This window comes from Bacteroides zhangwenhongii (assembly GCF_009193325.2).
Taxonomy (GTDB): domain Bacteria; phylum Bacteroidota; class Bacteroidia; order Bacteroidales; family Bacteroidaceae; genus Bacteroides; species Bacteroides zhangwenhongii.
In genome coordinates, this window is sequence record NZ_CP059856.1 from 4455772 (window position 1) to 4474372 (window position 18601).

At 42.2% G+C, this 18601-nt stretch carries 12 protein-coding genes and 1 pseudogene; 11 read left to right on the top strand and 2 right to left on the bottom strand.

Annotation, left to right across the window (positions count from 1 at the left end; all coding sequences use genetic code 11):
- The first annotated feature begins 54 nt into the window (after positions 1 to 54).
- Positions 55 to 2466 (top strand): glycosyl hydrolase family 95 catalytic domain-containing protein, encoded by a 2412-nt coding sequence (locus GD630_RS17680; protein ID WP_143865110.1) that lies wholly within the window; start codon positions 55 to 57, stop codon positions 2464 to 2466.
- 89 nt (positions 2467 to 2555) lie between these two features.
- Here the strand turns inward: GD630_RS17680 and typA are convergent, their stop codons facing one another.
- Positions 2556 to 4355 carry a translational GTPase TypA gene (gene typA, locus GD630_RS17685; protein ID WP_143865109.1) on the bottom strand — a complete coding sequence of 600 codons (1800 nt, stop codon included), beginning with the start codon at positions 4353 to 4355 and terminating at the stop codon, positions 2556 to 2558.
- Between the two features lie 156 nt (positions 4356 to 4511).
- Here typA and rpsO point away from each other — a divergent pair, with 156 nt between their 5' ends.
- The 3 genes from rpsO (at position 4512) to GD630_RS17700 (ending at position 7234) form a co-directional block, all read left to right on the top strand.
- The gene (rpsO, locus tag GD630_RS17690) at positions 4512 to 4781 is read left to right on the top strand and encodes a 30S ribosomal protein S15 (protein ID WP_007763600.1); all 270 of its coding nucleotides are present in this window, start codon (positions 4512 to 4514) and stop codon (positions 4779 to 4781) included.
- A 180-nt stretch (positions 4782 to 4961) separates the two neighbouring features.
- Positions 4962 to 5537: a helix-turn-helix domain-containing protein gene (locus GD630_RS17695; RefSeq protein WP_007755644.1), complete on the top strand. Its 576-nt coding sequence runs from the start codon at positions 4962 to 4964 to the stop codon at positions 5535 to 5537.
- 47 nt (positions 5538 to 5584) lie between these two features.
- On the top strand, positions 5585 to 7234 hold the full coding sequence (locus GD630_RS17700; protein ID WP_143865108.1) for an AMP-binding protein: 1650 nt from the start codon (positions 5585 to 5587) through the stop codon (positions 7232 to 7234).
- A gap of 102 nt (positions 7235 to 7336) precedes the next feature.
- Here the strand turns inward: GD630_RS17700 and GD630_RS17705 are convergent, their stop codons facing one another.
- The gene (locus GD630_RS17705) at positions 7337 to 8209 is read right to left on the bottom strand and encodes an Rpn family recombination-promoting nuclease/putative transposase (RefSeq protein WP_007763614.1); all 873 of its coding nucleotides are present in this window, start codon (positions 8207 to 8209) and stop codon (positions 7337 to 7339) included.
- 531 nt (positions 8210 to 8740) lie between these two features.
- Here GD630_RS17705 and GD630_RS17710 point away from each other — a divergent pair.
- The 7 genes and pseudogenes from GD630_RS17710 to GD630_RS17740 form a co-directional block, all read left to right on the top strand.
- Complete coding sequence (locus GD630_RS17710; RefSeq protein WP_143865107.1) at positions 8741 to 8944, top strand: hypothetical protein; 204 nt, start codon at positions 8741 to 8743, stop codon at positions 8942 to 8944.
- A 380-nt stretch (positions 8945 to 9324) separates the two neighbouring features.
- Positions 9325 to 10923 (top strand): fimbrillin family protein, encoded by a 1599-nt coding sequence (locus GD630_RS17715; protein ID WP_143865106.1) that lies wholly within the window; start codon positions 9325 to 9327, stop codon positions 10921 to 10923.
- A gap of 46 nt (positions 10924 to 10969) precedes the next feature.
- Positions 10970 to 12925, top strand: a complete 1956-nt coding sequence (locus GD630_RS17720) for a fimbrillin family protein (protein ID WP_182505651.1) — start codon at positions 10970 to 10972, stop codon at positions 12923 to 12925.
- A 158-nt stretch (positions 12926 to 13083) separates the two neighbouring features.
- On the top strand, positions 13084 to 15834 hold the full coding sequence (locus tag GD630_RS17725; protein WP_143865104.1) for a TonB-dependent receptor: 2751 nt from the start codon (positions 13084 to 13086) through the stop codon (positions 15832 to 15834).
- A gap of 51 nt (positions 15835 to 15885) precedes the next feature.
- Positions 15886 to 17277, top strand: a complete 1392-nt coding sequence (locus tag GD630_RS17730) for a DUF5689 domain-containing protein (RefSeq protein WP_182505652.1) — start codon at positions 15886 to 15888, stop codon at positions 17275 to 17277.
- A 43-nt stretch (positions 17278 to 17320) separates the two neighbouring features.
- Positions 17321 to 18355: an endonuclease/exonuclease/phosphatase family protein gene (locus GD630_RS17735; protein WP_143865102.1), complete on the top strand. Its 1035-nt coding sequence runs from the start codon at positions 17321 to 17323 to the stop codon at positions 18353 to 18355.
- Between the two features lie 147 nt (positions 18356 to 18502).
- A pseudogene (locus tag GD630_RS17740) lies at positions 18503 to 18595 on the top strand (AAA family ATPase); the annotation flags it as partial.
- Between the last annotated feature and the right edge of the window lie 6 nt (positions 18596 to 18601).

Below are 18601 nucleotides of genomic sequence, written 5' to 3' on the forward strand. Positions count from 1 at the left end.
TTTGTATAAAGTATATAGGCATTTGATTAATCCTTGAATAATAATGCGACAATCATGAAAAAGTTCTGTTTCTTGTTTATCAATTCTTTATTTCTAGTCTCTGGTATTTTTGCGGGCGAAACAGAGTATACCAAAGGGCTTTCAATCTGGTTTGATACTCCGAATGTGGTGGAAGAACACACAGCTTGGGAATCGCAGTCATTGCCCATTGGAAATGGTAGTCTGGGTGCTAACATTATAGGGTCAGTGGACACCGAACGTATCACTTTCAATGAAAAGACGCTTTGGCGGGGTGGTCCTAATACGGCGAAAGGAGCGGAGTATTATTGGAATGTTAATAAACAATCCGCTCATGTTTTGGATGAGATACGTAAGGCGTTTACGGAAGGGGACCAGCAGAAGGCGGAAATGCTGACACGTCAGAACTTCAATAGTGAAGTACCTTATGAGGCGAATCGAGAGAAGCCGTTCCGTTTCGGCAATTTTACCATCATGGGTGAATTTTATGTGGAAACCGGACTTGATACGTTGGGAATAAGTGATTATAAGCGTATTCTTTCGTTGGATTCAGCATTGGCCGTCGTGCAGTTCAAGAAGGACAATGTGGCTTATCAACGTAGTTATTTCATTTCTTATCCTGCCAATGTAATGGTGATGCGTTTTAGTGCAGACCGAGCAGGGATGCAGAATCTTGTCTTTAGCTATGCGCCTAACTCGATATCTCAAGGGAGTCTGTCCGGTGACGGGGATAAAGGATTGGTCTTTTCCGCCTCTTTGAATAATAATGGTATGAAATATGTAGTCCGTATTCAGGCGGAGACAAAAGGTGGGACTTTATCGAATACGGGTTGCAGGCTGACCGTAAAGGGGGCTGACGAGGTCGTGTTTTATGTTACGGCGGATACTGATTACAAGATGAACTTCAATCCGGATTTTAAGGACCCTAAGACTTATGTCGGTGTCGATCCGGCTGAGACAACCTGCCAGTGGATAAATAATGCGGTGATGCAAGGATATACCGCCTTGTTCCAGCAACATTATAGCGATTATGCCGCTCTTTTTAATCGAGTCCGGTTGAATCTGAATCCCACTGTAAAGACATCTGATATACCGGCTCCGCAACGTTTGAAAAACTACCGGAACGGACAACCGGATTATTATTTGGAAGAGCTGTATTATCAGTTTGGACGTTATCTGTTGATTGCCAGTTCTCGTGCTGGTAATATGCCGGCTAACTTGCAAGGTATCTGGCATAATGATGTGGATGGTCCCTGGCGTGTAGATTATCATAATAACATTAATGTTCAGATGAACTACTGGCCTGCCTGCCCCACTAATCTGAGCGAATGTATGTTGCCTTTGGTCGATTTTATCCGTACTTTGGTGAAACCGGGAGAAAAGACTGCACAATCTTATTTCGGTGCACGAGGTTGGACGGCATCTATTTCCAGCAATATATTCGGTTTCACTACGCCATTGGAAAGTCAGGATATGTCTTGGAACTTCAACCCGATGGCAGGACCTTGGTTGGCTACTCATATCTGGGAATATTATGACTATACAAGGGATTTGAATTTTTTGAAAGAGACGGGATATGAACTGATCAAGAGTAGTGCGGATTTTGCGGTTGATTATTTATGGCATAAGCCGGACGGTACTTATATGGCGGCGCCTTCTACTTCTCCCGAGCATGGTCCTGTTGACCAAGGGGCTACTTTTGTCCATGCTGTGGTCCGTGAAATATTATTGGATGCCATTGAGGCCAGTAAAGTGTTGGGTGTTGATAAAAAGAAACGTAAGCAGTGGAACGATGTATTATCTAAGCTTGTCCCCTATAAAATAGGGCGTTATGGTCAGCTGATGGAATGGTCGACGGATATTGACGACCCGAAGGATGAACACCGTCATTTGAATCATTTGTTTGGGCTGCATCCGGGACATACAGTATCTCCGGTCACCACTCCTGAACTTGCGACAGCCGCTAAAGTCGTCTTGTTACATCGGGGAGACGGGGCTACCGGTTGGAGCATGGGGTGGAAGTTAAATCAATGGGCACGTTTGCAGGATGGCAATCATGCCTATACATTGTTTGGCAATTTGCTGAAAAATGGAACGATGGATAATCTATGGGATACACATCCGCCTTTCCAGATTGACGGAAATTTCGGAGGTACAGCAGGAGTTACTGAAATGCTGCTTCAAAGTCACATGGGCTTTATCCAGTTATTACCGGCTTTGCCGAATGCCTGGAAAGACGGTTCTGTCAGTGGTATCTGTGCAAAAGGAAATTTTGAGGTTGATATGATATGGGAGAATAATCAGTTGAAAGAAGCCACGGTACATTCCGGTGCGGGAGGAAATTGTGTGATAAAGTATGGGGATAAAATGTTGTCCTTTAAAACCATAAAAGGGCAAAGTTATCAGCTAAAATATGATGTGGCTAAAGGATTGATGAAAGAGAAATGAGAGTATAGTCTTTTCTGAGTGTACGGAAAATGAAATCCCGGCGGAACTTTGATCGTTTCGTCGGGATTACTATATTGAGATACTGTTAATTAGTTCTTATTTGCACGTTTGCGTTCTATCTCGTCTAGAATTACTTTACGCATACGCATTGCTTTCGGAGTAACTTCTACATATTCATCCTCCTTGATATATTCCAACGCTTCTTCAAGAGAGAATTGAACGGGAGGAATCAAACGTGCCTTTTCATCGGAACCGGAAGCACGCATATTCGTCAACTTCTTCGATTTGGTAACGTTGATAACCAAGTCATTGTCGTGAGAATGTTCGCCTACCACTTGTCCGGCATACACTTCGTCTTGCGGGAATACAAAGAACTTGCCGCGATCCTGCAATTTGTCGATTGCATAAGCAAAAGCTGTTCCGCTTTCCATAGCGATCATGGAACCGTTGGTACGGCGTTCTATCTCACCTTTGAATGGCTGATATTCTTTGAAACGGTGAGCCATAATCGCTTCACCGGCAGAAGCAGTCAATACATTCGTTCGTAAGCCGATAATACCGCGTGAGGGCATGTCAAACTCAAGATTGATACGTTCACCGGTATTTTCCATCTTGACCATCTCACCCTTACGGCGTGTCACCATATCAATGATCTTGCTTGAATACTCTTCCGGTACGTTGATAGTCAATTCTTCAATCGGTTCACATTTGACACCGTCAATCTCTTTGAAAATAACTTGCGGCTGTCCCACTTGGAGTTCATATCCCTCGCGGCGCATCGTCTCGATCAGTACGGAAAGGTGAAGTACACCACGTCCGGAAACGATCCATTTACCATCTTCCTCACTTTTCTTTACGCGAAGAGCCAAGTTTTTATCTAGCTCTTTCATCAGGCGGTCGTGGATATGACGTGAAGTCACAAACTTACCGTCTTTGCCGAAGAACGGAGAATCGTTAATGGTGAACAGCATACTCATGGTCGGTTCATCAATAGCGATTGGCGGCAAAGCTTCCGGATTTTCGAAGTCGCAAACAGTATCTCCGATCTCAAATCCGTCGATACCTACCAATGCGCAAATATCTCCCGATGAGACTTCTGTCGTTTTCACACGGCCCAGACCTTCGAAAACATGAAGCTCCTTAATTTTAGTCTTGAACATATCGCCGTTGCGTTTTACAAGCGTTACGTTCATACCTTCTTTTAAAGTACCGCGATGTACACGGCCTACGGCAATACGGCCGGTATAGGAAGAATAATCCAAAGAAGTAATCAACATCTGCGGAGTACCTTCCAACTGTTGTGGAGCCGGAATGTTTTCGATGATACAATCCAGCAGTGGAGTGATTGTATCGGTTGGCTTTTGCCAGTCGGTACTCATCCAGTTGTTTTTGGCAGAACCGTAGATAACGGGGAAATCCAACTGGTCTTCCGTCGCATTAAGACTGAACATCAAGTCGAATACCATTTCGTAAACCTCTTCCGGACGACAATTCGGTTTATCCACCTTATTGACTACGACAATGGGTTTCAAACCGATTTCCAATGCTTTTTGCAGTACGAAACGGGTTTGAGGCATGGGACCTTCAAAGGCGTCTACCAACAGAATACAGCCATCGGCCATATTCAACACACGTTCTACTTCACCACCGAAGTCACTATGTCCCGGAGTATCAATAATATTAATTTTGGTACCGTTGTAGTTGATGGAAACGTTTTTAGAAAGAATCGTTATACCACGTTCACGTTCCAGATCGTTGTTGTCCAGTATAAGTTCACCACTATTTTGGTTGTTGCGGAACAAGTTTCCCGCCAATAGCATCTTGTCAACCAGCGTTGTTTTCCCATGGTCTACATGGGCAATGATTGCAATGTTTCGAATATTTTGCATATAATACCTATTATTTGGCTGCAAAGGTACGAAAATAGGATTAGAAATATGTGCAATGATAGCAATTTTTTCTTGTAAAACGTTGTGGGATATAAAGATAATACCTATCTTTGCACGCTCAAAAGAATAATTTACTATATTAAAATTCTAAAAGTTATGTATTTAGACGCTGCTAAAAAGCAAGAAATCTTCGGAAAGTACGGAAAGTCTAACACTGATACTGGCTCATCTGAGGCGCAGATAGCTTTGTTTTCCTACCGTATTTCTCATCTGACTGAGCACATGAAGCTCAACAGAAAAGATTATAGTACAGAGAGAGCTTTGACAATGTTGGTAGGTAAACGTCGTCGTTTGCTTGACTACCTGAAAGCAAAAGATATCGAAAGATATCGTGCAATCGTTAAAGAACTCGGTTTGCGTAAGTAATTTACTTGCTGCGAAAAGATTGAAAAGCCGTTCCTTGTTAGGGGGAACGGCTTTTTTATTTCTTCTTTTGGGCTGATGAGCATATTTTCTCACTTATAATTGTGTCCATCTAAAGAATTTGCTATTTTTGCAGTTTAATTATTATAAATTATCACCTTTGATAACTAAAATGCTTTCAATATGGATACAAGTAAAATTGTCGGCGAAAAAATTAAAGCTCTGCGAGAAGATAAAACAATAACCATAGAAGAACTGGCGCAACGTTCCGGTCTGGCCATTGAACAGATTGAACGTATCGAGAATAATATCGATATTCCTTCTCTTGCACCGCTAATTAAGATTGCGCGCGTGCTGGGAGTGCGTTTGGGTACTTTCCTTGACGACCAAGATGAAGTCGGTCCGGTGGTATGCCGTAAGAAAGAAGCTAAAGATGCGATTAGTTTCTCTAATAATGCGATTCATTCCCGCAAGCACATGGAATATCATTCTCTGTCGAAGTCGAAAGCGGATCGCCACATGGAGCCGTTTATTATCGACGTAATGCCGACTGAGGATACCGACTTTGTGCTGTCTTCTCATGAGGGAGAGGAGTTTATTATGGTGATGGAAGGTATCATGGAAATCAGTTATGGTAAAAATACCTATCTGCTGGAAGAGGGAGATAGCATTTATTACGATTCCATTGTTCCTCATCATGTGCATGCTTACGAGGGGCAGGCCGCTAAGATTCTGGCAGTGATTTACACTCCGATTTAGCGAAATACGGTTAATCATTAATTACTAATCAATTAATCACTAATTACATGCAATTATTTGATCGTACTTTGGGCCAGTGGCTGGAACACTGGGCTGAAGAGACCCCTGATAAGGAATATATCGTATATTCCGACCGCAACCTCCGTTTCACCTGGAGCCAGTTCAATCACCGTGTGGATGATATGGCGAAAGGACTTATTTCTATCGGCGTGGAACGGGGAACCCATGTTGGCATTTGGGCGGCTAATGTTCCGGATTGGCTGACGTTGCTTTATGCTTGTGCCAAAATTGGTGCGGTATATGTTACGGTAAATACGAACTATAAGCAATCCGAGTTGGAATATCTTTGCCAGAACTCGGATATGCATACCCTTTGTATTGTAAATGGCGAGAAGGATAGCGACTTCGTACAGATGACTTATACCATGCTTCCGGAATTGAAGACTTGCGAACGTGGTCATTTGAAGAGCGAGCGTTTTCCGTATATGAAGAATGTAGTATATGTCGGTCAGGAGAAACATCGCGGAATGTATAATACGGCGGAGATTCTTTTGTTGGGAGAGAATGTGGAAGATGACCGTTTGAATGAGCTCAAAAGCAAGGTTGACTGCCACGATGTGGTCAATATGCAATATACGTCAGGTACTACCGGATTCCCGAAAGGAGTGATGTTGACACATTATAATATTGCAAATAACGGATTCCTGACCGGTGAACACATGAAGTTCACGGCAAATGACAAGCTTTGTTGTTGTGTGCCGTTGTTCCATTGTTTCGGAGTTGTGCTGGCTACCATGAACTGTCTGACTCATGGTTGTACGCAAGTAATGGTGGAGCGTTTCGATCCGTTGGTTGTACTGGCTTCCATTCACAAGGAACGCTGTACGGCTCTTTATGGAGTACCTACTATGTTTATTGCCGAACTACATCACCCGATGTTTGACCTCTTTGATATGTCCTGTCTTCGTACCGGTATTATGGCGGGTTCGTTGTGTCCTGTCGAATTGATGAAGCAGGTAGAAGAAAAGATGTATATGAAGGTGACCAGTGTATATGGATTGACGGAAGCGGCTCCCGGTATGACGGCTACCCGTATAGATGATTCATTTGATGTGCGCTGTAATACGGTAGGGCGTGATTTTGAGTTTACGGAAGTGAAGGTGATTGATCCGGAGACGGGTGAGGAATGTCCGGTTGGTGTACAGGGTGAGATGTGTAATCGTGGATATAACACCATGAAGGGATATTATAAGAATCCGGAAGCTACGGCGGAAGTCATTGATGAGAATAATTTCCTTCATTCGGGCGACTTGGGCATTAAGGATGAAGATGGAAATTATCGGATTACCGGGCGTATCAAGGATATGATTATTCGTGGTGGAGAGAACATTTATCCACGTGAAATCGAAGAGTTTCTTTATAAACTTGATGGAGTGAAAGATGTGCAGGTAGCCGGTGTTCCGTCAAAGAAATACGGAGAGGCTGTCGGTGCATTTATCATTCTGAAAGAAGGTGTGACAATGCAGGAAGAAGATGTGCGTGACTTCTGCAGAAATAAAATCTCTCGTTATAAAATCCCCAAATATATTTTCTTTGTGGATGAATTCCCGATGACGGGCAGTGGCAAGATTCAGAAATTCAGACTGAAAGATCTTGGCTTGAAACTTTGCAAGGAGAAGGGGATAGAGATTATTTAAATGAAGAATGAATAATTTCACTTTTCTTAGATATAAAAAGAGACTGTCTTCTAATAGGTAAAAAGAAGACAGTCTTACTTTAATTATATGCTTAGAGGTCATTTATAACTTCTGAATTTCTTCCGGTAATAATCCTGTCGCTTTTTGGATTGTCTCTGTGTCCAATCCCATTGATTTCAGATTTCGGGCTATTTCTATACACCCTTCCATTTTTCCTTCCATGCGCCCTTCCATACGCCCTTCCAATTTAGCTCCATCCAACACGTCATTTTGTATCATGATGGCACTCAGGTGTTCGTCATAAGCATGGCGTTCTGCAGGAGACATATTATAATAAATCAGCTTTTTGCGAGCTTCCGCCAAACCGGGAGCTTGGGTGTCTGAACGGATACAGCCGGTTTTTAGGTACTCAATCCATTCCTCTAAAGGAGTGACTGCTACTTTATTGAACTCGTTTACGCGGATAAGGAAGTACTCTGGGAAAATCTCAGCAGGAAGTTTATGGACGAGAGCGTCCTTTTCTTTTGTTGTTACTTCAAGCCGATCTCCGGTGTGTACTCCGGTGAAACTATTCTGTCCATGATATAAATAATCATTTCCTTTTCCGATGTCGAAGTACAGAATGCTAATGGAATAAATCTTTTTCACTTCGTAGTAGCGTTCGCCAAGAGAAATGTGTTCTGTGATTGCTTTGGCGACACCGTAAAGGATACGTTCCAAGTAATACAACTCACGCGTATTTTGAATCTCTACTATGATGATTTCGCCTTTGCTGTTTTTGGCTTTGATATCCACGCGATTGAACTTGTCATCTACGCTTTGCTGATTACTTTCGCTTTCCAGCAGTTCAATGATTTTCACTTCTTCACCCAAAAGGACCGTTAAGAATCCCTCGAGTACGTCGAAATTCGCTTTTTGACGGAGAAGGCGCTTCACCGCCCAGTCAAACCGTATATATCTGTCCTGCTGTTCCATATCTATCTGTTTATTTAGTTATTGCAAAGCTACGATTTTTTTCCAGACTTTACCACTTTTCCACTCAAAAAACAAAATCCGTATTGCTGTTAGTTCTAACGTACATTTGTTTGGCGATTTGGATTGTGTTATTATAATGGCTGGCAGACCACCATTGAATTTAGTGTACTGATGATGAACATGGAAAACAGAGTGACCCGGCAGTGATTGGCGTATTGATAAAGTCAGGACGATATTGCAAGTTTGTTTTCCCCTTCACCTTTTCGCTGCAACGCTTTATTTATCGGTGTTAGCGGGTGAAGGGTGGTATCTTCACCTACTTTTCAACGGTTCCTGTTGCAAATTGCTGCGTTCTCTTTCTTTTGAAATTATTAAAAGCATTTTATCTACTTTTATTAGCTAAGTTTTGTTTGTCTCTTGGGCAAGCTTTGTATTCGCTACCCGTATCTTTTACTTATCACATATATGATAATATTTCATCATGTATGTGATAAGTAAGTGTCATTATTATGATAAGTACTTATCATAGCTGTGATAAATATAAAATGCGAAGAGGAAGGGCAAGTATCTGTAAAATATAATCGTGTTATATCCATATTGTTAAGAGGAAGCATGGGCGGAACATTGAAGAAGTGGGTGAAAGAGTTGCCCTTCACCCGTTATAGCCTATGGGTAGGGCGTTGTAGCGAAAAGGTGAAGGCTGCTGAGATTTACATTAATATACATTGCTGCTAACCATTAACTTTAGTTCGATACCTAACCTGGCTGAGAAGTCTCGTCATAAATATGCAATGATTTATAAACGTTGCTGATCTGCCCACTTTAAGTTCTCCCGATAGGATGATAGCCGATGAATCTGATGTGGATCTTACTGTTATATAATGAGTGGTTTCTATCAATTCTTATATTTATGTGATTTTTTTGCTTTTTATGTTGTTTCTTTCGTTAGTGTTTGTTATATTTGTTTTCGATTCTTCTGCATTTGGACAGGAGCTTAGAAAAGAGGGAAATAACGGATAAATAAGGCGTATATGCTCCGTAGTTGTAATCTTAATGTAATATGGCGTTTTCCCTTTTGGGTTAAGTTTGAATAAAGATAACTTAAATAAAGACAGATGAAAAAGAGTAATGTTTTGTGGGGCTTAGTGCTACTAATGGTTTTAGGCTCTTGTGAGAAAGAAAGTTTGCCACAGGCGGAAAGCGTGAAATCGCAACAGGTACGTTTCTTCTCGGTGGTGGAAGATGAAGCATTAACCCGTGCTGGAGGTTCTTCATGGGCAGCGGGAGATCATATCGGTATTTATATGAAAAAGGAAAGTATGGATTTGAATCCCGATGCGATAGTGAATGGAGCTGACAATATCTCTTTTGTAACTGCCAAGAATGATGGCTATTTTCGCCCTGCTAGTGGAACGTTAGAATATCCGACAGACGGGAGTGCTGTGGATTTTATTGCTTATTATCCCTATCAAAGTACAATAAATTCCTATATATATAAGGTAGACGTGACTAATCAGGCCAAGCCGGAGAACATTGACTTACTTTATGCAGACAACTTGACGGGACGTACGGCTGATTCTCCTACGGGTAATCTCCAATTCTATCATAAATTGTCGAGTTTGGTGATGAACATCAGCAGCTCGGATGGTACGGACTTCTCGGGACTCACTGCCTCCATATCGGGTGTGAAAACAAAGGCTGATTTTAATCTGACCAATGGGCAGCTGACTGTAGATGAAGCTTCTGTCGGTACAATAGCTATGCGTCGTGCAGGAAATGCAGCGGAAGCTATACTGTTACCGGTTGCCACAACTTCCGGCATTGAAATAACACTGAGACTAGGCGGTAAAACGCATAAATTTGCATTGCCTACTACTATTAAGTCGCTGGATAGCGGAAAAAAATATGTCTTTGCTGTTACAGTGAAGGGGGGAGGTTCGCCAATCGTTCCTGATGAAGCGACCGGTTATGCTAAGTGGAGAGAAACGCCAGTCATTACGAAGACTATGATGGATAAGGCGAATGTTCATTATCTTAATCATTATATGCCCGATAAGCCCACAGCCAGAAATTATTCTTTGCTTTATGATTCAGATTTGCGAATGGCTTATTGGGTAGCATATCCAATCTATAACGGATGTGTAGGGACTTTCCAAAGACAGGATAATTGGATACCCGATCCGGAACTTTCGTCTTCATTGCAAGCTAATTTTAAGAAGGCTGGAGATATGTATAGTAGAGACTATAATAGAGGACATCAGATTCCGAGCAAAGATAGAACCGGCAATGGAGCGATGAATGCGACAACTTTCTATTATACCAATGCTACCCCACAAAATAAAGATATGAATGGAGATATTTGGGGAGATTTGGAAGCTGCCGTTCGCGGGTGGGGAAGCAATGTAGACACTGTTTTTGTGGTGACGGGGGCTATGGCTAGAAATACAGAAAGTGAAGCTGTTGAATATGAAGTGGATGCTGCTGGAAATGATGTGGCTGTCCCCAAATACTATTACAAAGCGATAGCACGTAAATTAGGTGGCGTTTTTTATACTATTGCGTTTAAAATACCAAATGATGGAACTGTATCCAAAGAAAATTATATGAATTATGCAAGGTCTGTGAGCACTTTAGAAAAAGAAACAGGTTTTACCTTCTTTCCGTCTATTTCGGCAGACATTAAGGCTACACTGAATACGAGCCAATGGAGATAACAACAAAAGTTTAGACCTATATACGTTTAACTAATTATTGATGATTATGAAGCTAACTAATCTTTTATGTATGGGCGCATTATCAGCCCTTGTTTTCACAGCCTGTGTGGACAATGATGATAAAAGTGTATGGAATGACGGAAGTCAGCCTATTAGTTTTAATGCCTCTATTCAGGGGATGACGAGGGCCGTGGAAAACAAATGGACGGTAGGCGACAAAGTGGGAATTTTCATGAAGGCTGCCGGAGGTGACTTGAATGCGGCGTTGGCTGCCAACAAATTGCATACTACTGATGCGAATGGAATATTGACTGCTGGTAATGCGGAAAGTGCGTTGTATTACCCTTCCGATGGAAGTACAGTGGATTTTGTGGCTTACTATCCGTATGCTGCTTCGCTGACTGGTAATCTATATAAGGTGAACGTGACGGACCAGACCAAACCGGCGGATATCGACCTGCTTTACTCTAACAATGCTACGGGCTTTGCCAAAGGTACGACTAATAATCCGCAATTGCAGTTTGCACACAAGTTGAGTCAAATTGTATTTAACATCACAAAAGACGCTACGGTTCCTTCGCTTGACGGACTAACTATTACTTTCAAGGGGTTGAATACGACTGCCGATTTTGCTTTGGCAGACGGAACATTGACAAATGAAGCAGCTCCTACTGATATCAGGGCTTTGGTGAACGGAGCAGAAGCCAGCGCAATTATGATTCCTGCTGCTGCGTTGACAGGCGTGAAGGTGGTGTTTGTACTGAATGGCAAGACGTTTGAAGCTGACTATCCACAGACTGAATTGGTGGGTGGTAGCAAATATACGCACAATGTGAAGCTGAGTGACCAAAATGGTCAGCCGGTCATTACGATGGATGCGGCTACTATTTCACCTTGGAATGAAGTGACTGGCGGTGACATCAATGTGGACTTTGGTGAGGGTTCGGATACTCCGGAACCGTCAGAGGTAGTACTACTTGATGAATCGTTCAATGCAGGTCAGGGAGCATTTACTATTAACAATAAGGCTTTGGGCGGAATGAATTTTGTTTGGGCACATAATGCATATCAAAATGTAGGCTATATGAAAGCTTCCGGTTTTTATAATAATACAAGTAATGCTTGCGAAAGTTGGTTGATTTCACCTGTTGTTGATTTGAGTAAAGCTACTAAAGCTACTTTGACATTTATGCATTGTGATAATTATAGCAAGGTTGATTTGACACAGCGTCAAGGGGTACTTACTTTATGGGCTACAGAAGCTGCTGCTGAACAATGGGAGCAGTTGACAATTCCTGCTTATGGAACTGGTGCTGATTATAATTATGTAGCTTCTGGTGATATTGATTTATCTAAATATGCAGGAAAGTCAATTAAGTTTGCTTTTAAGTATGTTTGTAATGGAACATTTTCTGCAACTTGGCAGATTCAGAATGTGAAAGTGGTGGCCGATGGTGGCGAAGGTGGTAATGTAGACCCGAATCCTGATCCGACTCCGGAACCAGGAAAAGAAGAGGTAATCTTTTTGGAGACATGCGGAGACGCTAAACCTTTAGGCTCAACTAAGTCCAAAATTAATGATTATACTGGTTGGGATAATCCGAACTTGACTTTTAATGACCGTTTTGCCGGTCAATATCAAAACGGAGATGTCAGAGCAACTGCTACTACAACCAATAATGTATGGTTCCCGGCTTATACCACTACCATAGAAAAACCAGCTGCGTTGAGAATCTCCGGTTTCAACGTGACTAATTATACCAATCTTAAGTTAAGCTATTCTATTGCTGCAAATAATACTTCTAATCAGAATATCATTAAAGTGGATTGTGGCGGTACGATGATGACAGTGCCCGATGTAGCCATAACTACCGGAAACAAATATCAGACAGTAGAATTGAATGTACCCGATGGAATTTCTTATATTGAATTTATTTCGGATGCAGCTAATACGGTGGGCTTCCGTATTGACAGTATAAAACTGCTAGGTACAGGTAAATAAATCTTAAATTTATCGGAGGGCGTGCTAATGGATGTGTTTTAAATCCTGTCGGTACACCCTCTTTTATTCATACATAAAGAGAGTGATGATATAAGCGTAAATGGCTCTGAATGAAAATAGCGGCTTTATCTCTCTGCAAACAAATTAATAGTTCATATATGAAACAAACTTTAGTGCTTTTACTGGCACTTCTTTTCCCCTCCTTTCTTTTTGCCCAGCGAACAGGCACAGGGATAAAAGGTTGCGTGATTGGTGCGGATAGTAAGCGTCCCGTTCCCGGAGTTATTGTCACTCTAAACGGGGAGAATCGTCAAACACGAACTGATGTGAAAGGAGCTTTTTTCTTTGATGAAGTGTCACCAGGGAAAGATGTGCTAATCTTCAATTCTGTAGGCATCACTCCAAAAAACATATTGGCGGAAGTGACCGAAGGCATGGTGACCGATCTTGGCAACATTGAGGTGGTGGAACTGACCATCACTGATAATCTTTCATTGATTGGAGTGCTCGACGAGGCATCGGTGGACGATGATGTAGAGAGCGGTTCGCAGGAAATTAGTTCGAAAGTCATACTTTCTAATGATGTCTATCTGAATAAGGCTTCTTATCAGTTATCCCCTATGCGTTTTCGTGTCAGAGGATACGAGAACATCTACGAGCAAAGATATATCAATGGAGTTAATTTCAACGACCAGTTGAGAGGTGTTTTCAACTATTCATCCATAGGAGCGTTGAACGATATGACTCGCAATGGCGATGTGGTGAATTATAATCGTCCTTCCGCTTTCACCTATGGTTCTATCGGAGGTACGGAAAATATTAATATGCGTGCTTCTTCAATCTCTCCCGGCACGAAGGCTACACTTTCCTATGCCAACCGAAATTATTATTTGCGGGCAATGGTAACTCACTCTACGGGCTTGCTTGACAACGGGTGGGCTTTTGCCGCTTCTGTGGGCGGACGATACTCGCATGAAGGAGCCGTAGACGGAACGTTTTATCGCAATTTTTCTTATGCCCTCTCTGCTGAAAAACAATGGAAAGATGGGGAACATAGTTTCTCTATCGTTACTTTCGGCTCTCCCGTGCAACGTGGTCAGCAGAGTGCCACCTACCAACAGGCGTGTGAGTTGGTGGACAACTACCAATACAATCCGAACTGGGGTTACCAGAACGGAAAGAAAAGAAATGCGAAAGTCGTAATGGCTTTCGACCCTACACTGGTGCTTTCGCACGTATGGAAGATTGATGACGAGTCTTCACTCGTCACGGGATTGGGGGTACACTACGGACGCTATGGTAACACGGCGTTGAACTGGTACAATGCTTCTGACCCTCGTCCGGATTATTACCGTAAACTTCCGTTTGCTAAAGAAATTATGGTATCTACCGAAGCAGCAGAAGATGTAGAACTGTTATGGCGACGTAATAATACAAGTGTCACACAGGTCAATTGGGATGAAATGTACCTTGCTAATTACGCACAGCCTGATGGAAGAGCGCAATATATGGTGGAAGAACGTCGCAGCGACTTGTTTGAGACAACCTTAAACTCCACTTTCAATACGAAATTGGGTGAACATAATTGGCTGACAGCAGGTGCAGAACTGCGCCACACTCTCTCACGCCAGTTCAAGACGGTAGACGACTTATTGGGTGCATCGTATGTGATGGACTATGACAAGTATGCCGAGCGAGACATTTACGACAATCTTGACAGTAAGCAGAACGACTTGAACCGCCCCGATCGTAAAGTGTATGAAGGAGGTATCTTCGGCTATAACTTCAACTTGAACATCTTCAAAGCGAATGCGTGGATAATGAATCAGCACAAGTATGCTAAAGTAGACTTCTATTATGGAGCGAAAGTCAGCTATACAAGCTTCTATCGTGATGGTAAGATGAAGAACGGGCGCTACCCGGAGAATTCTTACGGCAAGGGACGAACACATTCGTTTGTAGATATGGCAATGAAAGCCGGATTGACGTATAAGTTCAACGGTCGTCATTTCTTGACCGCCAATGTAAGTTATGGTACGGAAGCTCCGTTGGCTAACAACGCTTACCTTTCTCCTCGTATTTCTGATTTTACTTCCGAAGATGTGGAAAATGGGCAGGAATTAAAGAGCGGAAGAGTATTTTCTGCCGATGTCAATTATATTTTCTCATTGCCGTCATTCACGGGACGTGTTTCTCTCTATCAGACCAACTTCTATGATCAAATGGAGCGTAGTAGTTATTTTAACGGAACCAACTTTTTCAATCACGTGCTTTATGGTGTGGACCGTATACATCGTGGTATTGAATTGGGGGCCACTTATAAGTTGGATGATCACTGGAGCTTTGATTTAGCAGGTACTATTTCGGAATACTATTATAACAACAATCCAATGGCTGTGGAAAACTACGAGGCTACACAGGGTGATAAGACTTCGAGAGTATATATGAAGAACTTATATGTATCCGGCACGCCACAGTTTGCCGGTACGTTTGGAGTGCGCTATTTCATTGACTACTGGTTCTTGGGCGCTAATCTTAATGCTTTTGGACGTAACTATATTGATGTGGCACCAGCTCGTCGCATGGAAGGTGTGTATGACTCGGTGGATCCTACGATTCCGGAGCAATGGAATACTTATCAGACAATGACCACACAGGAACGCATCGGGAGTGCTTGCACGCTTGACCTTTCAGTAGGTAAGATCTTCTATCTGCGTAATCGGCAGTCTATTAACTTCAACCTCTCGGTCAATAACGTGCTCAATAAGCGTGATATTCGTACGGGAGGATACGAACAGGCACGTGTGTTTGGTTCCGATGGAACTTTGGTGAACCCGTTGTTGTTCCCTAATAAATATTATTATATGCAGGGTATCAACTGTTTTGCGAACATCAGCTACCGTTTTTAAACTAAACGGAGCAAAAAGAGTATAACGATTTAAATAGAAACAAATATGAAAATGACTCAGAAAATATTCTCCTTTTTAGTGTTGGCTGCCGCAGTGTTGACCGGTTGTGAACGCGATTATGATGCTCCTCCATTGGATGAGCCCGTTTATACCGGAGCACCGGCGAACATTACAATTGCTGATCTGAAAGCGAACAGCAAAAACGCTACGCAAGATAAGCCGGAAACAATTAATAACGATTGGATATTACGTGCGTATATATCTGGAAACGATGAGTCTGGCAATATTTACAAACAGGTTATCGTACAGGATGAAACAGGAGCTATACCAATACAAGTGGACGAAAGTAATGTCAGCAATTTCTATCGTCGTGGGCAGGAAGTATTTGTTAATCTGAAAGGATTGTGTGTGTCTGTGTATGGCGAGCAGCAGCAATTGGGCGATCCGAATGGTGGTAGCGCGTATCGTTTGACTATGACCGATTTTAAGGAACGTGTACAGAAGAACGGGTGGCCGTCTGCAGATAATGTGAAACCGGAAGTGATAACGGATATTAGTACGGTGAATCTAGATGTGGACCGCATGACGTACCGCTTGGTGCAATTGGAAGGTGTTCATTTCGAAAATGGTGGCAAGAATACATTTGCCAAAGTAGAAACAAAAGAGTATGGAGAGGAAAATCTGAAAGATGCTCATGGTAACGTGATTATGGTGCGTACAAGTAGTTATGCTTCTTTTGCGGCAGAAAAACTGCCGGTTGGAACAGGAACTGTGGTGGGTATTCTCGGACGTTTTAAAGGCACGTGGCAGATTTCCATTCCTGCCCGTTCAGACGTGTTCGGCTTTGATGGAATTGATCCGGAGGAAGGCGGTGGCGAAGGTGGAGAAACCGGTGAAACGATATTGTTCAAGGAAACGTTTAAGTCACCTGATAAAATTAATGGTAAATGGGTATCAGTAACCGAATGGTGGAACGCTGCGGCTTCCAATACATTTGATAATCCTAATTCCATGTTCGATGGTGATTTGGATGAGTTGAGTGCACGTTCTAATAGCGGTGATGGCAATATATGGTTTCAAGGTAGTACTGTAAAACTTATCATCAAGAATATTGTGATAAGTGGAGCTACAACGGCTACTTTGATCTATAATGTGGGAGCGAATGTGTATGATGCGGGTACTACTCAGGACCTAGCTGCTTTGAAAGTGAAATGCAATGGGGTGGAATTGTCTGTTCCCTCCAAAGTTGTGTCGCAATCTAATGGAGAGGCGAACAAACCGTTTGAACTGAAAATAGAGAATGTGTCTGTTAGCGCTTCGACAGAACTAGAGTTCTCTTCATCAGTACAGAATACAGTAGGTTTACGTCTGTTTGATGTGAAATTAGTAGTTCCCGGAAGTGGTGGAGGCGGTGATACTATCAAGCCGGAGCCAACTAAGTAAAGTTGGAAACAAAGAGTTTAGATTCCAATAATTACAATAGCTAATGAAGAAACTTGTATTATTGAATGTTTTATTGTTTGCTCTATCGGTAGGACTGATGGGGCAAACTCGTTTGGGTGTGTATTCCGCAGGCTTTTATAATTTGGAGAACCTGTTTGATACGGAAGATGATCCCAACAATCCGGGTGATGATGAGTTTCTGCCGGATGGTCCTTATGCATGGACACCGGAGAAATATCAGCAGAAACTGAAGAATATGGCAAAGGTCATAGCTAAGTTGGCCCGTGAGAAATGTCCGGGTGGACCGGCTATTCTTGGTGTTTCCGAAATAGAGAACCGTCGAGTGCTGGAAGACTTGGTGAAGACTGAGCCGCTTGCTTCAATGGGATGGGAGATTGTGCATTATGATTCTCCTGACCGTCGTGGGATAGATGTGGGATGTCTTTATAATCCTAAATTATTCACTTTGCTTTCGTCAAAGACGTATCCTTTTGTAATGCCTTCACAACCGAATTTCCGTTCACGCGATCAGTTGTTGGTCAGTGGATTATTGGCGGGAGAGTCTTTTCACATGATTGTGAATCATTGGCCTTCTCGTTATGGTGGTGACCGCTCTTCAATTTATAGAGAGGCCGCTGCTGCTATAACTAAACATATAGCAGACTCCATTCATGCTGCTGATCCTAATGCTAAAGTGGTAATCGTGGGAGATATGAACGATGATCCGAATAATAAAAGCACAAAAGATGTATTGCAAGCTCGTCGGAAAGCAAAAGATACAGAACTGGACGGGTATTTTAATGCCACATGGCCTTTGTTTGACCGTGGTATTGGTTCCTTATGTTATCAGGACAAATGGAATCTGTTTGACCAGTTGATTATTTCAGGTAATCTTTTGGGTAAAGACCGATCGACTCTAAAATTTTGGAAAGCGGAAATATTTAATCGTGATTTCCTGACAACACAGGAAGGAAAACGTAAAGGATATCCGTGGCGTACGTTCTCCAGTAATACTTTTATTAATGGATATAGTGATCACTTCCCCGTATTGATTTATTTTTTGAAAGAGATACGTTAATTTTATTGTCGTATATTGCAATGTAAATGCATAGATTTGAATAACTTGATGTTATTTCGAATCTGTGCATTTATTTTTTTATCTACTGTTTGCGGTCTGTCTGTAAATACCTATATTTGCCTGTGATTCACTTTAATAAAGACAGACATGGATAATACTTTTAGAATATATCCGATAGGAATACAAAACTTTGAGCAGTTACGCAATAATAATAACGTCTATGTAGATAAGACGGAATTAAAGATG